This window comes from Actinoplanes sandaracinus (genome assembly GCF_030009775.1).
Classification (GTDB): Bacteria; Actinomycetota; Actinomycetes; order Mycobacteriales; family Micromonosporaceae; genus Actinoplanes; species Actinoplanes sandaracinus.
Genome location: NZ_JASCTH010000064.1, coordinates 1 through 15,983, shown reverse-complemented (window position 1 = coordinate 15,983; position 15,983 = coordinate 1). Strand labels below are relative to the sequence as shown.

General features: G+C 68.4%; 17 protein-coding genes. 9 read left to right on the top strand and 8 right to left on the bottom strand.

Going from position 1 to position 15,983, the window contains the following annotated elements:
- From QLQ12_RS46105 to QLQ12_RS46085, 5 genes are all read left to right on the top strand, one after another.
- The coding region (locus QLQ12_RS46105; protein WP_282767432.1) for a DDE-type integrase/transposase/recombinase at positions 1-241 on the top strand (241 nt) is incomplete at its 5' end.
- 209 nt (positions 242-450) lie between these two features.
- Positions 451-1,524, top strand: coding sequence for an IS110 family RNA-guided transposase (locus QLQ12_RS46100; RefSeq protein WP_282767431.1), 1,074 nt, complete (start codon positions 451-453; stop codon positions 1,522-1,524).
- Between the two features lie 25 nt (positions 1,525-1,549).
- Positions 1,550-1,774 (top strand): IS3 family transposase, encoded by a 225-nt coding sequence (locus QLQ12_RS46095; protein WP_282767430.1) that lies wholly within the window; start codon positions 1,550-1,552, stop codon positions 1,772-1,774.
- A 222-nt stretch (positions 1,775-1,996) separates the two neighbouring features.
- Positions 1,997-2,563 carry a GNAT family N-acetyltransferase gene (locus QLQ12_RS46090; protein WP_282767429.1) on the top strand — a complete coding sequence of 189 codons (567 nt, stop codon included), beginning with the start codon at positions 1,997-1,999 and terminating at the stop codon, positions 2,561-2,563.
- Between the two features lie 210 nt (positions 2,564-2,773).
- The gene (locus QLQ12_RS46085) at positions 2,774-3,457 is read left to right on the top strand and encodes a DUF998 domain-containing protein (RefSeq protein ID WP_282767428.1); all 684 of its coding nucleotides are present in this window, start codon (positions 2,774-2,776) and stop codon (positions 3,455-3,457) included.
- Between the two features lie 238 nt (positions 3,458-3,695).
- Here the strand turns inward: QLQ12_RS46085 and QLQ12_RS46080 are convergent, their stop codons facing one another.
- Together QLQ12_RS46080 and QLQ12_RS46075 are read right to left on the bottom strand one after the other, a co-directional pair.
- Positions 3,696-4,895 (bottom strand): FAD-binding oxidoreductase, encoded by a 1,200-nt coding sequence (locus tag QLQ12_RS46080; RefSeq protein WP_282767427.1) that lies wholly within the window; start codon positions 4,893-4,895, stop codon positions 3,696-3,698.
- Between the two features lie 2 nt (positions 4,896-4,897).
- Positions 4,898-5,464, bottom strand: coding sequence for an SDR family NAD(P)-dependent oxidoreductase (locus QLQ12_RS46075; protein WP_282767426.1), 567 nt, complete (start codon positions 5,462-5,464; stop codon positions 4,898-4,900).
- On the opposite strand from QLQ12_RS46075, the gene QLQ12_RS46070 reads away from it, so the two are divergent.
- Positions 5,454-6,170 (top strand): TetR/AcrR family transcriptional regulator, encoded by a 717-nt coding sequence (locus tag QLQ12_RS46070; protein ID WP_282767425.1) that lies wholly within the window; start codon positions 5,454-5,456, stop codon positions 6,168-6,170. The genes QLQ12_RS46075 and QLQ12_RS46070 overlap by 11 nt on opposite strands.
- 147 nt (positions 6,171-6,317) lie before the next feature.
- On the opposite strand, the gene QLQ12_RS46065 is transcribed toward QLQ12_RS46070, so the two are convergent.
- A complete protein-coding gene (locus QLQ12_RS46065; protein WP_282767424.1) occupies positions 6,318-6,956 on the bottom strand; it encodes a TetR/AcrR family transcriptional regulator in 639 nt (212 codons plus the stop codon).
- Between the two features lie 62 nt (positions 6,957-7,018).
- Here QLQ12_RS46065 and QLQ12_RS46060 point away from each other — a divergent pair, with 62 nt between their 5' ends.
- Entirely contained in the window at positions 7,019-7,534 is a 516-nt protein-coding gene (locus QLQ12_RS46060; RefSeq protein ID WP_282767423.1) for an ester cyclase, read from the top strand.
- Positions 7,535-7,718: 184 nt separating this feature from the next.
- Here the strand turns inward: QLQ12_RS46060 and QLQ12_RS46055 are convergent, their stop codons facing one another.
- Together QLQ12_RS46055 and QLQ12_RS46050 are read right to left on the bottom strand one after the other, a co-directional pair.
- Positions 7,719-8,582: a hypothetical protein gene (locus QLQ12_RS46055; RefSeq protein WP_282767422.1), complete on the bottom strand. Its 864-nt coding sequence runs from the start codon at positions 8,580-8,582 to the stop codon at positions 7,719-7,721.
- 181 nt (positions 8,583-8,763) lie between these two features.
- Entirely contained in the window at positions 8,764-10,428 is a 1,665-nt protein-coding gene (locus QLQ12_RS46050; protein ID WP_282767421.1) for an MFS transporter, read from the bottom strand.
- Positions 10,429-10,478: 50 nt separating this feature from the next.
- Here QLQ12_RS46050 and QLQ12_RS46045 point away from each other — a divergent pair, with 50 nt between their 5' ends.
- Complete coding sequence (locus QLQ12_RS46045; RefSeq protein WP_282767420.1) at positions 10,479-11,075, top strand: TetR/AcrR family transcriptional regulator; 597 nt, start codon at positions 10,479-10,481, stop codon at positions 11,073-11,075.
- 1,092 nt (positions 11,076-12,167) lie between these two features.
- Complete coding sequence (locus QLQ12_RS46040) at positions 12,168-12,695, top strand: recombinase family protein (protein WP_282767419.1); 528 nt, start codon at positions 12,168-12,170, stop codon at positions 12,693-12,695.
- Positions 12,696-13,046: 351 nt separating this feature from the next.
- Here the strand turns inward: QLQ12_RS46040 and QLQ12_RS46035 are convergent, their stop codons facing one another.
- The 3 genes from QLQ12_RS46035 to QLQ12_RS46025 all read right to left on the bottom strand — a co-directional run bounded on the left by QLQ12_RS46035 (position 13,047) and on the right by QLQ12_RS46025 (position 15,776).
- Complete coding sequence (locus tag QLQ12_RS46035) at positions 13,047-13,640, bottom strand: SMI1/KNR4 family protein (protein ID WP_282767418.1); 594 nt, start codon at positions 13,638-13,640, stop codon at positions 13,047-13,049.
- 357 nt (positions 13,641-13,997) lie between these two features.
- Positions 13,998-14,840: a hypothetical protein gene (locus tag QLQ12_RS46030; protein ID WP_282767417.1), complete on the bottom strand. Its 843-nt coding sequence runs from the start codon at positions 14,838-14,840 to the stop codon at positions 13,998-14,000.
- A gap of 285 nt (positions 14,841-15,125) precedes the next feature.
- Complete coding sequence (locus QLQ12_RS46025) at positions 15,126-15,776, bottom strand: hypothetical protein (protein WP_282767416.1); 651 nt, start codon at positions 15,774-15,776, stop codon at positions 15,126-15,128.
- Positions 15,777-15,983: the final 207 nt, after the last annotated feature.

The window sequence follows — 15,983 nt, the reverse complement described above, 5'->3', positions numbered from 1 at the left end:
CATCGTCGGCTGGAAGACCTCTGATCGGTGCGACACCGATCTGATCCTGGCCGCGCTCGAGTACGGCATCTGGTCGCGTGACGTCCGCGACGGCCAGTTGATCCACCACTCGGACAGGGGTTCGAACTATACGAGTTTCCGCTTCTCACAACGGCTGCAGGACAACGGAATCCGACCGTCCATGGGCTCGGTCGGCGACTCGTTCGACTGTGAGACTTTGAGGCGCCGTCAGGCGGCCTGACTCTTGCTTACGACTGACCCCGCGGTTTGGGTGTCCTAGCTGTTGATCTGTCGTCCGCCTGGCGGTGCAGCACCCTGTGGTGCTGGCCGGACGGGCGTGACCTCATAGGAGCCTGATCGCAACAGGTCCCGTCACAGTCCCGTCCACCCGGCCGGCCAGCGTCGCGCACCCCTCGCCCCTGGTCTGAGCTGGAGCCCGCAATGGCAAGCATGAACCCCGATCCGCGCAGGCGTCGAGTCGTCATCGGCGTCGACACCCACAAGTACGTCCACGTCGCCGTTGCGCTCGATGACATCGGTGGCCGCCTGGACAGCCGCTCGTTCCCGGCTGATAAGAGCGGCTATGAACAGCTTCTCGACTGGGCCGCCGCGTTCGGCGCGCGGCAGCTGATCTTCGCGATCGAGGGCACCGGTTCCTACGGCGCCGGTCTGACCTCCGCCGTGCGCCGCCGTGGTCTGGGCGTGATCGAGGTACTGCGCACCGACCGCCGCGACCGTCGCCTGCGGGGCAAGAGCGACACCCTGGACGCGGAGAACGCCGCCCGCTCGGTGCTGGCTGGTAACGCCACCAGCGTCCCGAAGACCAACGACGGTGTGGTCGAGATGATCCGCCAGATCAAGGTGGCCAAGGACGTCGCCGTCAAGGCCCGCACCGCCGCGATGATCACCCTCAAGGCGGTGCTCGTCACCGCCGAACCAGAGCTGCGCGAACAGCTGCAACCGCTGACGAAGATGGCCTTGATTAATCGCTGCGCCGGCCTGCGCCCCGGCCCAGTCACCAGCGTGGCCGCCGCAGCCAAACACACGCTGCGTTCGATTGCGCGTCGCTGGCAGTTGCTCAACGACGAGATCAAGACCCACGAGGTGTTGCTCGGCGAGCTCACTAACCAGCTCGTCCCGCAACTGGTCGACGCGTTCGGTGTCGGGGCCGACACTGCCGCGGCGATGCTCATCGTCGCCGGCGACAACATCCACCGGGTCCGCTCGGAACCGGCCTGGGCTCGACTCTGCGGTGTCGCGCCGATCCCCGCGTCGTCGGGTATGACCAACCGGCACCGGCTCAACCGCGGTGGGCACCGCCAAGCCAACGCGGCGCTCTATCGAGCCGTCATCGTCCGCATGCAACACCACGAACCGACCCGCGCCTACGTCATTCGACGAACCTCCGAAGGCAAAACGAAAGCCGAGATCATCCGCTGCCTGAAACGGCTCCTCGCCCGTGAGATCTGGGCCCTGCTCAAGCCTCTGCGCAGCCTCGCAACAGCGACCGCTCCAGCAAGTTGACAAATATAGGAGCGTCAACGCGCTGATGGAGAACTTCTGGTCGACGCTGAAGATCGAACTGGTCTACCGCACGAGCTGGCGAACCCGAGACGAAGCCGAGAACGCAATCTTCGGATACATCGACGGCTGGTACAACACCCGCCGCATCCAGAAGGAACTCGGCTACCTCAGCCCCGACGAATACGAGACCGCCTGGCACGCCCAGACCGAGCCAGATAACCTCACCCCTGCCCCCGCCGAAAGCAGGTAACCACCGCTCCGTCGAAACGGGGGGAACTCACCGCTCGATCAGCGGCACGACATGGATGACGGTATGGACGCCCCTGTTCCGCATGTGTTCTTCTGGGAACTGTTTCAAGATGTGCTCGCGGCATTCCTCGCGGGCAGCGATGCTGGGCCCCCTGTCCTGGCCGCGAATTTCAAGCACAACTCACTGGAATCCTGGCCAGATCCTCAGAAGTAGCATGTCGGGATGTTGCCGCGTATCGATTCGATTCGAACCGCCCGCCTGCTGTTGCGGCCCTTCACCGCCGACGACGTTGATGACGTATGGAGCTACCAGCGCAAGGAAGTGGTGGCGCGTTACATGCCGTGGCGAGAACGCGATCGGGAAGAGACGGCGGCGGCCGTGCGGCAGATGGTTACCGAGAATGCGTTGTCCGGCGACGGTGACTGCTTGAGCTTGGCGGTAGTCGACCCGGATGCGGGCACCGTCATGGGGCAAGTGGAACTGGTATGGCTCAGCAGGGTTGATCGCCAAGGCGAAATCGGATTCGTGTTCAACCCTCAGTATCAGGGGCGGGGTATGGCTACCGAGGCTGTTCGCGAGCTCCTGCACCTGGGGTTCGACCAACTCGGTCTGCACCGTATCGTTGGTCGCTGCGTCGCCAAGAACAGCGCTTCAGCGGCGCTGCTCCGGCGGATAGGAATGCGCCAGGAAGCCCACTTCATCGAGAGCTTCCTCCTGAAAGGCTCCCGGGAGGATGAGCTTGTCTATGCCATGCTCCAGCGTGAGTGGCGCCCCAACTCCATCCGTTGAACCGCGCGCCAGCGATGCGGCAAGGGCCTGATCAGAACGCTCATCTCGGCTAGTCGTGCGCTCGATCATCGAGTCGGGCGGCACGGACAGTGGCTGTCCGCCGGGTGTTTGCGCGATGCCAGCGGCCGGCAGGGTTCACCGTGAACCCGCCAACCGTGAACCGTCAACCAAGGTTGACGCGCGAACTGCTTGTCAACTACGGTTGACAGCATGACGACCTTGACAGCTATCGCTGCGGCTACTCCTGCGCGGCCGCCTTCCCGCCCGAGTCGGCTTCTCGTCGCCGGTCTCCTCGTCGGTCCTCTCTTCACCGCGGGATACCTCACGCAAGGCGCTTTCCGGGGCAACGGGTACTCCCCACTTCGTCACCCGATCAGCTCTCTCGCTCTCGGGCCGCAGGGTTGGGAGCAGATCGCGAACTTCGGAGTCTGTGGACTGCTGGTGGTGCTGTTCTCGATCGGCCTGCGCCGCACTGTGCGCACCGGCCCCGGCGCGCTGGCCGTGCCGCTGCTGGTGGCTGTCTGGGGTATAGGGCTGATCGGTGCGGGAATCTTCGTCACCGACCCCGTGGGGGGTTATCCGACGGCGGCCAGTCCGGTCACCTGGCATGGCCAATTGCACGATCTGGCCTTCTCCCTGCCCGCCTTCGTTGCGCTGACCCTCGCCATGCTGACCGGGGCCGTCGCGTTTGCGCGCCGCCGATCAGGCTGGTTCGCGCTGTATTCGGCGCTGAGCGGAGTCGCATTCGCTGTGCTGTTCACCTTTTCGGAACTGGGCTTCTCCGGCATCGACCCCTGGGCTTCCGCTGCGGGGCTGTGGCAGCGACTGTGCGTGTCTGTCGGCTGGCTCTGGCTTGCCCTCCTTGCTCTGCACTGCCGCCGAGCGGCCCGCTGAACCGCCGGTCGTACGCCATGTCATCGGCGAAGTCCTGAGCGCGTCGAGTTCCGGCAAGGCACCGGGATCGAACCAGCCGACCTCGGTCGACTCGTCGTTCACCCGTGGCTCTCCGCTGACCGCGCGGCGGCGGAACCACACGTTGAGGTATTCACCGACATCGCCGTTGCGGTAGATGGTTCGGTTCAAGGCGACGCCGCCGATACGCTCGACCCCCGCGATCACGCCCGTCTCCTCGTCAGCGGATGAACAGGCTGGCGAGATCGTATGCGGTACGAAGTCGACGAAGCCGGTCGGTGTTGGTCAGGTGATAGGCCTCGGCGTTCAGGTCCGTGTCGGGGAAGTTGGGATAGGCGCCGCCTGTGCCGTGGGGGTGGGTGAGCGCGTACGACTCCTCGAGCCATCTGCTGGGTTGTCGGCCAGCCGGCAGCGTTGCGGTCTGTTTGAGTAGGAATCGGGCGTCGCGGTGCGGGAACGCGGTTGCGTCGGCCGGTGGCCGATTGTAGGCACCACCCCAGGGTGTGAGGTCCAGTTCTCGTTCCTCGCCGGGTCGTCGGTCGGTGGTGAGGCGTTCGAGTAGTTCGGCTGCGGGGACGGTGGCCCGGAAGAACTCCGAGTGCAGGTAGGCGAATCCGCGGTCGACGCCGTCGGGCGCGGCCAGCCATCGTTTCACCGCTGGGAGGACGTCGTGGTGTTGGTCTTCCGCGCTGGGCTTCTGCCCAAGATGCCGGCGCAGGAGGCTGACGGCGGTGCCATCGGGTGCGGCGCCGGAGACTGTGACGCGCGGGGGGAGCCGCGGCTGGGCCGGCGCGGTGATGGTGAGGCTGGGCGCGGTCGCCTCATCGAGGTCGGGTAGCGAGTGCTGCCAGGCATCCAGGAGGTCGGCGGCGCCCTCGGACGGATAGCTGAGCCGGAACGCTGTGCAGGTGGGTGCGGTCACGGTGGCGAAGGTGAGGGATGTGACCACGCCGGGCGCGCCGCCACCGCGCAGCGCCCACAGCAGGTCGGCCTCCGCCTCGATCGTCCGGCCGTCGGCGAGGACCAGTGTCGCCGCAAGGAGGCTGTCACAGGTCAGGCCGTAGCGGCGGCCCAGGATCCCGAGCCCGCCGCCGAGAGTGAGTCCAGTGATTCCGACGGTGGGTCCACACCCGGCCGGAATGGTCAGGCCATGTGCGCCGAGCTGGTCGTAGACCTCGGCCAGGCGCGTGCCGGCACCGATGACAGCTCGGCCGCCGTCGAGCCGCACCCCGGCCATGGGACTCGTGTCGATCAGGATTCCGGTGGTGCTGGATCGCCCGGCGAAGCAGTGTCCGCCCCCACGTACCGCGACGGGTAGGTGTCGCTGCCGCGCCATGGCGAGGGCGGCCGCGACGTCAGCCGGCGTGGCGCACTTCAGCACTGCCGTCGGCCGGATGCCGGCGAAGCGGGGGAGTACCACGGCTACACGGGGAGCGTGCTGCCGATGTGGCGAGCCCAGTTCGGTTGGCGTCCGTCGACGTCGTGCAGGCCGTAGTGCTCGGCGAGGTCCCACGAGGTGAGGACCTCGCCTGTTCGTCGGGCGGTGATTCCGTGCTCGCGCAGCTCCTCGGCTTGGGCCAGGGCAAGGCGGTTGACGGCAGTTTCCCACATGGCGCGGATCGCGGTCAGGTCCAGCCGCCAGAACGGCGAGCCCCACTCGGTCAGCGAATCGCCGCCCCAAATGTCGTTGACCAGGAGATCCAGCTTGCCGTGCTGGTCCTCGATCTGCTTCATCAGCGCTGCGACCTGCTGAGCGTCGGTGTGGTCGCAGCGTGCGGCGATGCCGTGACCACCGGCTGCGGTGACCAGATCGGCGGTCTCCTCGATGGTCTCCGGCCGGTTCATGTCCGATCGCTCGGGCCGGGTACTGCGCCCGGTGCCGTACACCTGCGCGCCGGCGGCGCCCAGCTCCACGGCAATACCCCGGCCGGCCCCGCGGGTGGCGCCCGCTACGAGCGCGACCGTACCCGTCAACGGCTTGGTCAGCACAACCTTCATCGAGTTAGTGAACCACGATTTACTAACCGGCGTGGCCCGCTATCGTGCAGCTATGGCTCGACCCCGGACCGTCTCGGACGCCGCCATCCTCACCGCCGCCGCTCACGCGGTCGCCCAGGTGGGCCCGGCGAACGTCACGCTCGCGCAGATCGGCGATCGCGCTGGGCTGACAGCCGCCGCGCTGGTGCGCCGCTTCGGTTCCAAGGAGAGGTTGCTCCTGGCGCTTGCCCGTGAGGCCGCCGAGGCCGTGCCGGCCCGCCTTGCTGCCGCACGAGCTGCCGAGTATCCGCTGGCAGCCCTGATCGACGCCTTGGTGGCGATGGCCGCCGGCGTGCGGAGCGCGACCGCATTCACCCACCACCTTGCGTTCCTGCTCATGGATCTGTCGGTTCCGGAGTTCCAGCAAGTCACCCGGAAGTACGCCGCGGGCGTCGAAGCCGCCATCGACGAGGTGTTGCAAGCCGCCACGGCCGCGGGCGAACTGGAGCCGGAGCGCGTCGACCACGAGACGGCCGAGGCGATCCACGCCGCTTACAACGGCGCCCTGATCACCTGGGGGATGGCCGGCCACGACGGCAGCCCCGCGGAGCACGTCCGACGACATCTTTTGCGCGCCACCCGGCCCTACTCGACCCGCCGCTCGAAAGGGGGCGAGTCGCCGGAACGGCACCCCCGCTCGGACTGCGGCAGAAGTTGAGGTACCCGGGCCGCGACGAGAGCCTGACCAGGGCGTATGCCTGAACCTCAACTATGTCGACTCTCGACGCCGGCCGAGTGCTCAAGTCGACCGTGCGCCACTTGTCGCGGCCGACGGCGAATCCGGACCACAGGTCAAATCGCAAGATCAGCGTGCGAGGAGAGCGTCGGTCAGTGATCGGGCCAGCCACTGCTCGTACTCCTCGGGTGACCAGCCTCGATCGGCCACCAGCAGTTCGTAGACCTCGGGCGAGATCAGTGTCCAGAGGATGTCGCAGGCCCGGTCGGGATCGACGTCGGCGCGCAGGCCACCGGTCGCGGCGAGGTGGCGCACGATACCGCCGGCGCCGGCCATCCGCTCCTGGTTGATGGTCTCGCGGAACCGGAGGAGATCGGGATCGCCCCCGCGAGCACCGGCCAGCAGTTTGGCGAGCAGTGGTCCCACTCGTTCGCCGACGCGGCGGGCGGCGAAGGCGTAGCGGGCCACCTTGTCCCGGGGGGTTGCTGCGGCGAACACCGCCCGGATCTCCGGGCGGTTGATCATCGGGATGGGCTCATCGTCGCCCGCGAGTGTGACGTCATAGACGTCTTTGATCAGCGCCGCCTTGGTGCGGAACGTCTTGTAGACCGTCTCGACCGAGACGCCCGCGCCCGTGGCCACATCGCGCATGGTGACCGCCGCGGGACCGCGCTCGACCAGCAGTTCCCGAGCGGCGTCCAGGATGCGGCGGCGGGTGAGCCGCGCCTGCTCGGCGCGGCGCGTGTTGTCGTACACACGACGAGTCATTGAGTACCGCCCCACAGCATTGAATACTGTGGGAGTGTATCCGATAACTGTCAGGAGGCATCATGCCCACCACCGACGCCGACACCTGCGTCCGGTCTATGACGATCATGGGGTCCGGCGACCTCGACGAACTGACCCGGGTCGTACACCCGAAAGCGGTCAACCGTGAAGCCAAGGACGAGCCACCGGCCTGCCGCGGAGAGGGACCGGCCGCGTTCGCGGCCACTGCCCGCTGGCTGCGAGCCGCTTTCGCGGATCTGAGGTTCGACGTCCACGACGTGATGGCCGACGGCGACCTCATCGCCGTGCACTGCACCATGTCCGGGCGCCAGGCCGGCCCGTTCGTGGCGTACGACGAGCGGGGTGAGGTGGCCCAGGCGTTCCCGCCGACCGGCCGCACCTTCGCCGTCACGCAGAGCCACTGGTTCCGGATGAAGGACGGCCAGGTCGTCGAGCACTGGGCCAACCGGGACGATCTGGGCATGGCCACCCAGCTCGGCTGGGTCCCGCCCACCCCGGCATTCCTGTGGCGGATGGCCCGGGCCAAGCGGCACGCCCGCCGGAACCCGGCCCCCTGATCCGCGCTCTGGTGCCGCCCAAGACAGCTCATGGACCGGGCGGACAGAGCGCCGGACTCCACCAGCCGTCGCGAAGGAGCGGATCCCGTCGCCGGCGCTTCAAACGCGCGATCTCGTGTCGGTCGCAACCGCGGCAGCGTCCCGGCAGGCCGAGCCCGCCGGAACCGGGCCCGCGAGGATCGAGTCAGGACACCGCCGGGTGCGTCGACCGGTGGGCTGACCGGTCCATCGACCGGACCCACAGGAACCCGGCGGCGGCGATGAGGCTCAGGGCGATCACCAGCGTCACGGCTTGGGCGGACGGTGACAGGACGGGGCCGTCCCAGACGTTGAACGGCCGTGGTAGACCGAGCTGGGCCACGACGAATCCGGCCAGGCCGGCCGCGACCAACGGGTAGAGGCGGGCGGCGACGTCCCGGCGCACCCCGCTCACCGAAGCCACGGCGAGAACCAGCACGCTGACGAACGTCGCGCCGGCGACGAGCCGGGCGAGATTCGACGGTACGTCGAACGCGACGTGCCTGCCCACGTCGGCCGGGTCGGCCGGTGGCCCGTAGTGGTCGCCGAGCAGAGGGATCGCCAGAGCGGTGAGCGCGGTGACCGCCGCCGCGGCGGCCAGTGTGCCGTAGGCGTGCCGGCCGGGCAGTACCCAGGGATGCGCCGCGTCGCCGGACACGCTCACCAGCAGTGTCGCGGTGAGGGCCAGCAGCAGTGGCCACGCGATCAGATCGAGCGGCGCACCGGAGTTGTCGCCGGCGCCAACCGTCACGACCACGATCTCCAACAGCACGGCGGTCCACGCGCCGAGCAGCGCTACGGTGCGGCGGCGCAGGAGGACGGCGACGCAGATCACGGTCCAGCCCGCCGCACGTGGCCAGGCATGCGGTGCGACCAGCGGCCATTCGCCCGGACGCGCGGCGAAGGAACCGGCCTCGATCAGCGGGCGCCACTGCCGGGCGGCCAGGACGACCGTGACGACGACGGCCAGCACGGCGGCGGCCTCCTGCCAGCGGCTCAGGCGGGGCGGTCCGGCGTCGGACCATGCCATGGTCGGGCTCCCTGGCCGCTGGAACGGGACCTCACCCTAACAGCGGACGCCGGCGCGATCGGCCCCATCAAAACGCCGCTGCATCCGTCCGACGGCGACGAGCCGCACCGGGGAGCCTGCCGGCCGCCGGTCGACCGGGGCCAGGGCGGAATGGAACGTTCAGCCGGATGGGGGTGACCCGTCATTTCGGGAGTGGTGCGTGGTCTCGGGAGCGTGACGTGGTGCCGGCTTTGGCCAGCGTCCAGACGACATCGATGATCAGGATGATCCACCAGGTACGCAGGACGCCGGCGGCCGTCTGGGCGGGGCCGTTGCCGAGCGTGTCTCGCCAGGTGACGGAGTCGCCGAAGCCCAGGATGCCGCGGATGGGCAGATCAGCGAAGATCAGCCAGGCCGCGATGAGGGCGGTCGCGAACAGCGCCGCGTGGATCAGTAGATCGATGAGCGGACGGTGCCGGTTCTGGGCCGTGGCCGGGCCGTCGGTCGGGGCCTGGTGAGTGTCGGCGGTTCCGGTCGGGGGTTCGACCCGGTCGGTGTCGGCAGCGGGGGCCGGGGCAGGGCCGGCGGCATCTGGTCCTGCGTCGGTGAGCTGCCGGGCGTCGCGCTGGGCCGCCGGTGCCGGGGCGATCGTGGGGGGTGGCGGGGGAGTGCCGGGGACATCGAGGCGACGGATGGCGGCGGGGACACAGACGGCTCCGGAGAGGATCACGGCGGTGAAGACCAGGCAAGCCAGCGGCCACGAACCGGCCTCGTAGAGCACGCCGGCGGCCAGTGAGCCGATCAGTGTTCCGGCCAGGGTCGCCGATTCGTACCAGCCGAGGCCCCGGCCCAGTTCAGCCGGCCCGGAGGCCTCGGCGATCACCGCCTGCTGCACCGGCAGGACCACCGCCCAGGCCGCGGCTGCGGCGATCCAGCAGATCGCGATGGTCGGCGGGTTCGGCGCCATGGCGAGAGCGGCGGCGAAGGTGGCGCTGGCGACGGAGGCGGCGGCCAGCATGCGGGCGCGGCCGTAACGCAGGACCCAGCGGTGCAGGTACGGCGGAAGCACGCTCATCGCGATCGCCCCGGGGAAAAACACCGTTGCGATTTCGAGGGGCTCCATCCCGAACTCCCGTTGCAGATGCAACAGCAGCAGCACACCGATGGCGCTCTCGGCGACCATCGTGGCGGCCACCGCGGCGAGCATGGGGCTGAGACGTCGTACCAGAGAGGATCGAACCGCGGCTCGGCCACCTGCCATGCGCGATCCGCCGACCGGGCTCCGGGGACTGCCGGGCGGGGTGGAGGTGAGCGGGGTGCTCGCCGGGCGACGGGGGGCCCGGGCCAGGATCAGGGCGGCGATGAGGGAGCAGGCGGCCAGGGCGAGGAAGGTGTGCTGGTAGCCGAGGACGCCGACGGCGAGGACGGCAGGGACGAACACGGCCCAGCCGCCGGTCTCCTCGGCGGCGACCAGGCGGGCGAAAACGCTGGAGTCCTCGGTCAGGCGTTCGCCGACCAGGGAGCGCAGCGGAACCCACACCAGGGCGCCGCCGAGCCCACTGACGACAGCTGCGGCGAAGGCGGCGGGCAGGCTGCCGGTCAGGGCGTATCCGGTGCAGGCCAGGGCGTAGAGCAGGGCCCCGCAGGCGGCGAGGGTACGGCGTTCGAACCGGTCGGCGAGGGCGCCGGTGACGGGGCGGGCCAGCAGCGAGACGGCGACCTCGGCGGCGAGCAGGGCGCCGACCGCGGTGGGGGAGGCCTTCAGCGCCGCGCCGGCGAACAGGGGCAGGAGAAAGTCGAGCACCTCGCCGCTGCCACTGAGCAGGACCGCTGCGGACAGGGCTCGGCGTTCCCGTACGGAGGACATAACACGAGTGTACTAGTACGACTGTATTAGTCCAGGGGTATGATCGGCCGGTGCCCCGATTCGTCGATCCCCACGAGCGCCGCCAGGCCGTCGGGCAGGCCGTGTGGCGTGTCGTCTGCCGCGCCGGCCTCGCCCGCGCCTCGGTGCGCGCCGTCGCCGAGGAGGCCGGCCTGTCCACCGGCTCACTGCGGCACTACTTCGGCGAGCAGCGTGGCCTTCAGGTCTACGCGTTCGAGCTGATCATCGAGCGGATCGAGCAGCGCCTGGCCCGGGTCGATCCGGCGCTGCCAGTGCGCGAGCAGATCGAGGAGATGCTCTGGGCGATCCTGCCGGTCAACCCGGAACAGGTCGAGGAGGAGCAGGTGCGGCTCGAGTTCCTGGTGCAGTCACGCCTCGACCCGGAGCTCGCGGCGGTCGCCGGCAACGACCGTACCCAAGCTGAGGATCTTGCGCGGCATGCCGTGATCGCGCTGCGCGACGCCGGCCAGGCGCCCGCCGGCGTCGATGTGGAGGGCGCCGGCCTGGAGCTTCTCGCCCTGGTGGACGGGTTGGCGCAGGCCGCCGCGCTGAGCCCGGGAACCATGCCCGGTGACCGGTTGAAACAGGCCTGCCGGCGCTGGCTCGACAGTCTGGCCCGTTCCGAGTGAAACGCGGCGGACGCCCCGTGATGGCATGAGGGAGCGGGGCGACTGCTTCGTATGCTGCGCCCGGGAGGCGCACATGACGAACGCTGGACTGATCCGACGATTGATCGAGGAGGCAGCCCAAGCATCTGACTGGCGCAGCGGCTGCGCCGACTCGGGACGCCTCCCTGTCTTCAACCTCTGGGGGCCAGTGGTGTACCTGACCCCGGCCGGCGAGGTCGTCATAGACCACGACGAGGACAGACCGGCTCGGCCGGCGGATCCAGCCGAGCGCGATTTCGCGCTTGCCCGAGCCGCTGAGCGGTATCCCGAGCTCGCTCATCTGAAGCCGCCAAGGCCGCAGGACGCGGCCACGTGCCGTCTATGCCGCGGACGTGGCCGGGTGACACTCTCGCAAGGGAAGATCTTGCCGTGGCAGGACGGGCGCGGATCCAGTTCGTTCTTCTACTGCCCGGAGTGCAACAGCCTTGGGTGGACGCTGGCCAGAGGCCCTACGGGACGCCGAGTGTGACCTCGGCATCCCGCCGGAGCTCTGCGGTTTCTCGCTGCCCCAGGCCCTGAACCCGGCATCCGAAGACGTCGTCGCACCGCTACCTCGTCGACGTCGTGCCGGCGGCCACCGGCGACTGAGTGCGGGGATCGCGCTGTTCCGGCAACGTGGTCTCGCTGTGTACCAGGGGCTTACCGGCACTTTGGTAGGGCGTCATGTCCATGCCGGGGTAGAGCCCGGCCACCTGCTTGAGGCTTTGTCCGGTCCAGTACTGGTGCTCTGGGGGCGGAAACCCGAGGAGCTGCCGCTGACGTGGCTCCGAGCGCACCATGAACTCCCGGGCGGCGTCGCCTTCCGGGGCGCCGGGCAGGTTGACGAAGGTGCGGCTGCTTGACGAAGGTGCGGCTGCGCAGCCACGCGCTCGCCGCGGCGTGATAGTTCGTGCGAACCGTCTTGTGATCGGCACCCTGGACGGCCGGGTGCTCGACTGTTCGATTGCCGCGCCGCCTCGATCCGAATAACACGGGCTCGGTTCGGATCCGTGATCACAAGCCGAACCGAGTCCCTCTTTACGACGACCTCCGTGCTGGATCCCGCTGTTCCGTTTGAGGATCGTCCACCGGAACAGCGTCGAACGTGACATCCGCGTGCGCTTCGGGCTCGGTGCCTCGATTCACGACTGGAACGATCCGTTCGGTCGGCTCTTCCTGCAAACCCTGGCCATGGTCGCCGAGTTCGAGGCCAACCTGATCCGGCTCCGCACCCGCGAAGGCATGGCCGTCGCCAAACGCAAAGGCAAACTCCGCGGCAAGCAACCCAAGCTGCCCGAGTCTGCTCAACGCTCCATCCGCTCCCGCTACGCCGAAGGCGGCCTCTCCCTGGCCGACCTCGCCGAGGAATACAGCCGTCGGCCGCTCCACCATCCACCGCATCATCCACGGCGACCCGGCAACCAGCAGCCTCGAAGAGGCGTAGTCCCGAGATCAGCCAAATGCCCTCTGACCAGCCTTACCGCTACTTTTCACAAGATCGTCAGATCGAGGGCCTGGACGGCCGGGACGCACCTGCGGCACCCGGTGTACCGCGGAGTCCTCGACGACCGGGAAGCCTCGGACGCACAAATGCCTGAGTAGGCACAGCGACGGACGGCGCGGGCCAGCGTGCCGCCCGCCCGCTATCTCTACCGACCGCCCGGTATCAAGCCGGTCAGTTCGTGGCGAACTGATGTACGTCTTCGCCCGCCAGCCGCCCCGGCACGCCGGGCACCGGCCCGGCTTCGCCGCCCGGATCACCGGCGGCCGGCTGCTCGTCTCCTCCGTCACGGGCGCCACATTAGGCACCGATCCCGGCCCCGCACAATGCCCACACAGGGGCTCTGAGAAGGAAGAACACGGGGGGGTAGGGTGTCCCTAACCCCTTTCCGGCTACCGCCCCCGGCTGGTACCCCGACCCTTCACCCGCGGGTTTCCTCCCCAGGGCCGGCCTCAGAGCAGTCGCATGGCGTCGGCCGAGAGAGCGTCGGAGATCTCCCACTCCCGCAGATCGCGCCGCCACGTGAAGTAGCCACGTTCAATGCCGTCGGCGGAGGCTTCGACCATCTCGCCGAACGAAGCGAACATCGGCGTGAACGGATCATCCGGCTGCTGTGCCCAGAGATGGATCGACACGCCGCTGTCGGTCGCGGTGGACAGATCCGCGAAACAGCATGCGGATCCGGCCTTGAACACCGGAAGCCACCAGGAAGCCCACTCGCCGTTCCAGTCGTCAACTGATTCCGGGAACGGACTCGGATCCAGTGCGATGTGGAACCGTCGGACGTCCAGTGCCTCGCCGAGCGACAGAAAGTGCCAGGGCCCTGCGCCGATCGCACTGAGACTCCCGCCCCGCCGACCGCCACCGACCACCCCGTCATGCCAGCCCCACCAGAGGCGCAACTCCGCCGGCACGACCAGTCCGTGCTCGGCTTCGAGTTCGGCGAGATCATCGCCCGACAAGCCGGGTGCCAGGCTGTCGGCGATCGGGGCACCCTGTGCTCGCCAGACCGCTTCCAACCGGACCAAATCCTCATCGCGCAACATCAACGCAGTATGCCGACTCAGCGGTTGTCCGGCCCAAGGCCGGTTGTGGTGCGCTGCGTCCGCCCCGGTCACTCGGTCAGGGATGAGGAACACGTCAGCCGGTTACACAGGTGGCTATCTCCACTTTTCGTGACACCAGCTGAACGTCAGTTCTGACTCCGCATGATCGTCAGCGAACTTCGTGTCCACGAGTTTCGACACCACACGTCATTCTCAGGCTTGGATCTTCAGGGCCGCCCTTCGGCCGCTCGTCCCTGTGCCGTGCGGCCGATGTTGTGGCTTGCGGGGAGCCCACCAGCGGCTGACCTTCGGTGGTTATCGCCAGGCACTTTCTGAGCCGAGATCTCGCTGAAGCACCTACCTTGAAGGTCGCGAAGATGCCCAGACCAAGAGTGCGGGGGCGGCCAGGCTGAGCAGGATCCCGCCGACGGTCAGTGCGACCGTGGACAGTGAGGTGACCGGTGTCCCGTACGAGTAGGCGCACCTCACGAATACACCAGGTTCCGGGTCGCGAGACAGATACCGCAACTGCACGATGGGGGTGGCGAGCTTTTCGACGGCGAGCAGCGCCGCTACCAGGGAGAGCACACCGCCGCCGACGAGTGCCGTGGTCCGTGCCTGCCCCCCGGCGGTGCGGGTCAGGGTCAGCATGGTGAGCCAGACCGCCGCCGACAGGGTGAGTGTCGCCGGCATGGTGGGGTGCAGCAACTCGGCGTGGTCGTTGGCCGAGTAGATCGGGTGGAGACCGATCAGGATAGCCGGGATCGAAGCCAGTGTGATGAGCATGGGCCGGTGCCAGGGACGTAGACCTGGCCGCTGGGGCAATGCCGACAACGTCAGCGTCACGCAGATCAGGGCGCCGAAGCGCAGTGCTGCCGCGAGTTGGGCCAGGCGTAACTGATCGGTCCAGTACCTGGTGACCGCCTCGTCCGTGATCGGACAACCGTTCGGGCCGCGGGGTGCCGGATCAGGGTAGAACAGCCAGCTCGCGGCGAGATCGGCCAGAGCCGCGCCGGCCAGCAGCAGGCCGAAGAGACGCAGGGCGCGGTGCCGGCCGGTCAGTGCTGCGCCCGCCGACAGGGCCAGCATCGCCACAACCTCAGCGCCGTACTGGATCTCCGCTGATTCCATACCGGCGCCGGCTGCGGAGACGACGGCAGCCGTGCCGAACACGACGACCGACGGCGCTGGTGAGTTCACGAATGACGATTCTGCACTAGGCGGGCGCTCGGCAGCAGGAACCCGCGAAACTTCTCGAAGGCGGCCAGCAGGTTCAGGCGTACCCCGCGGATGGGAACGGATGCACCACCTCGACCGGCCGCAACAGTGGACGGAAGTGCGGTCAAAACTCGCGGAGATTGATCAACGGCAGAACCGATCAACGGGGTCAGAACTCGCGAGCCGCTGGTGTCGCAACTCGTAAGCACAGCCACACAGGCGTCCGAGGCCTCTCCACCTGCCGCCGCGTGCATGCCTGCGAGCTTGTCAGGACATTTTGGTGGCCGACCGGCGGCGCTTGATCGTCGGGGAGCGCGGCTCCGGGGGATGCCAGATGTCTTGCCGGCGGGGCGTGTATCCGGCCAGTTCGTAGCTGTGGCCTCCGTCGTGCCCGGACAACAGCGTGCAGGCCAACTTGGTGCCGTCGGCCAAGGGTCTGCCTCGCGAGCAGTTGCTGCCGTGGATGATGTCCGAGAACGGGCCGTCCTCGTAGCCGAAGGCCATCACCCTTTCGCGCGGGGTCGGCGGGCCCCAGAGCTTCCACAGATCATGAGTGTCCGCCGGGTCGCAGTCGCGGCCATCGGCGATTGCGCTGTGGCAGCCGGTGTGACCCTGCTGCATGCGGCAGATCAGCTCGATGTGCTGGCCGGCGAACTTGCCGGAATCGCCCCACCCGTTTCCGAGAACTCTCAGGTCGCTCTCGGTGAGCACCATGGTGACCAGGCAGGGCGGGGGTAGCGGCAGGTCGATGGTGTCGGCTGGGTCGCCGTCGGTTGCAGCCGGACGCAACGGGCGGGTATCGATGCCTGTCGGAGCGCCAACGGAGTCCGCTCGAACGAGACCGAGAGCGCCGACGATCATGGGATGTCCCATGTCGTCCCAGGCCTCAACCCGCTGGTGCGGGCGGTCGCCGAACATGACGACGTAGTCGCCCCGAACCGGGATCATGGCGTGCCTTCCCGTGGATTCATCTGATGACCGACCGACATCGCCACCTTAGTGCTTCAGTTCATAAGTCCTTCGGGGGTTGACGGCTCGGGGCTTCGCTGGGGCCCGTTGATGATAGGGCTGATGAGGACGTCGCAGACGAAGTCGAGGGCTTCTTCCGTGGTGCCGCTGAACCAG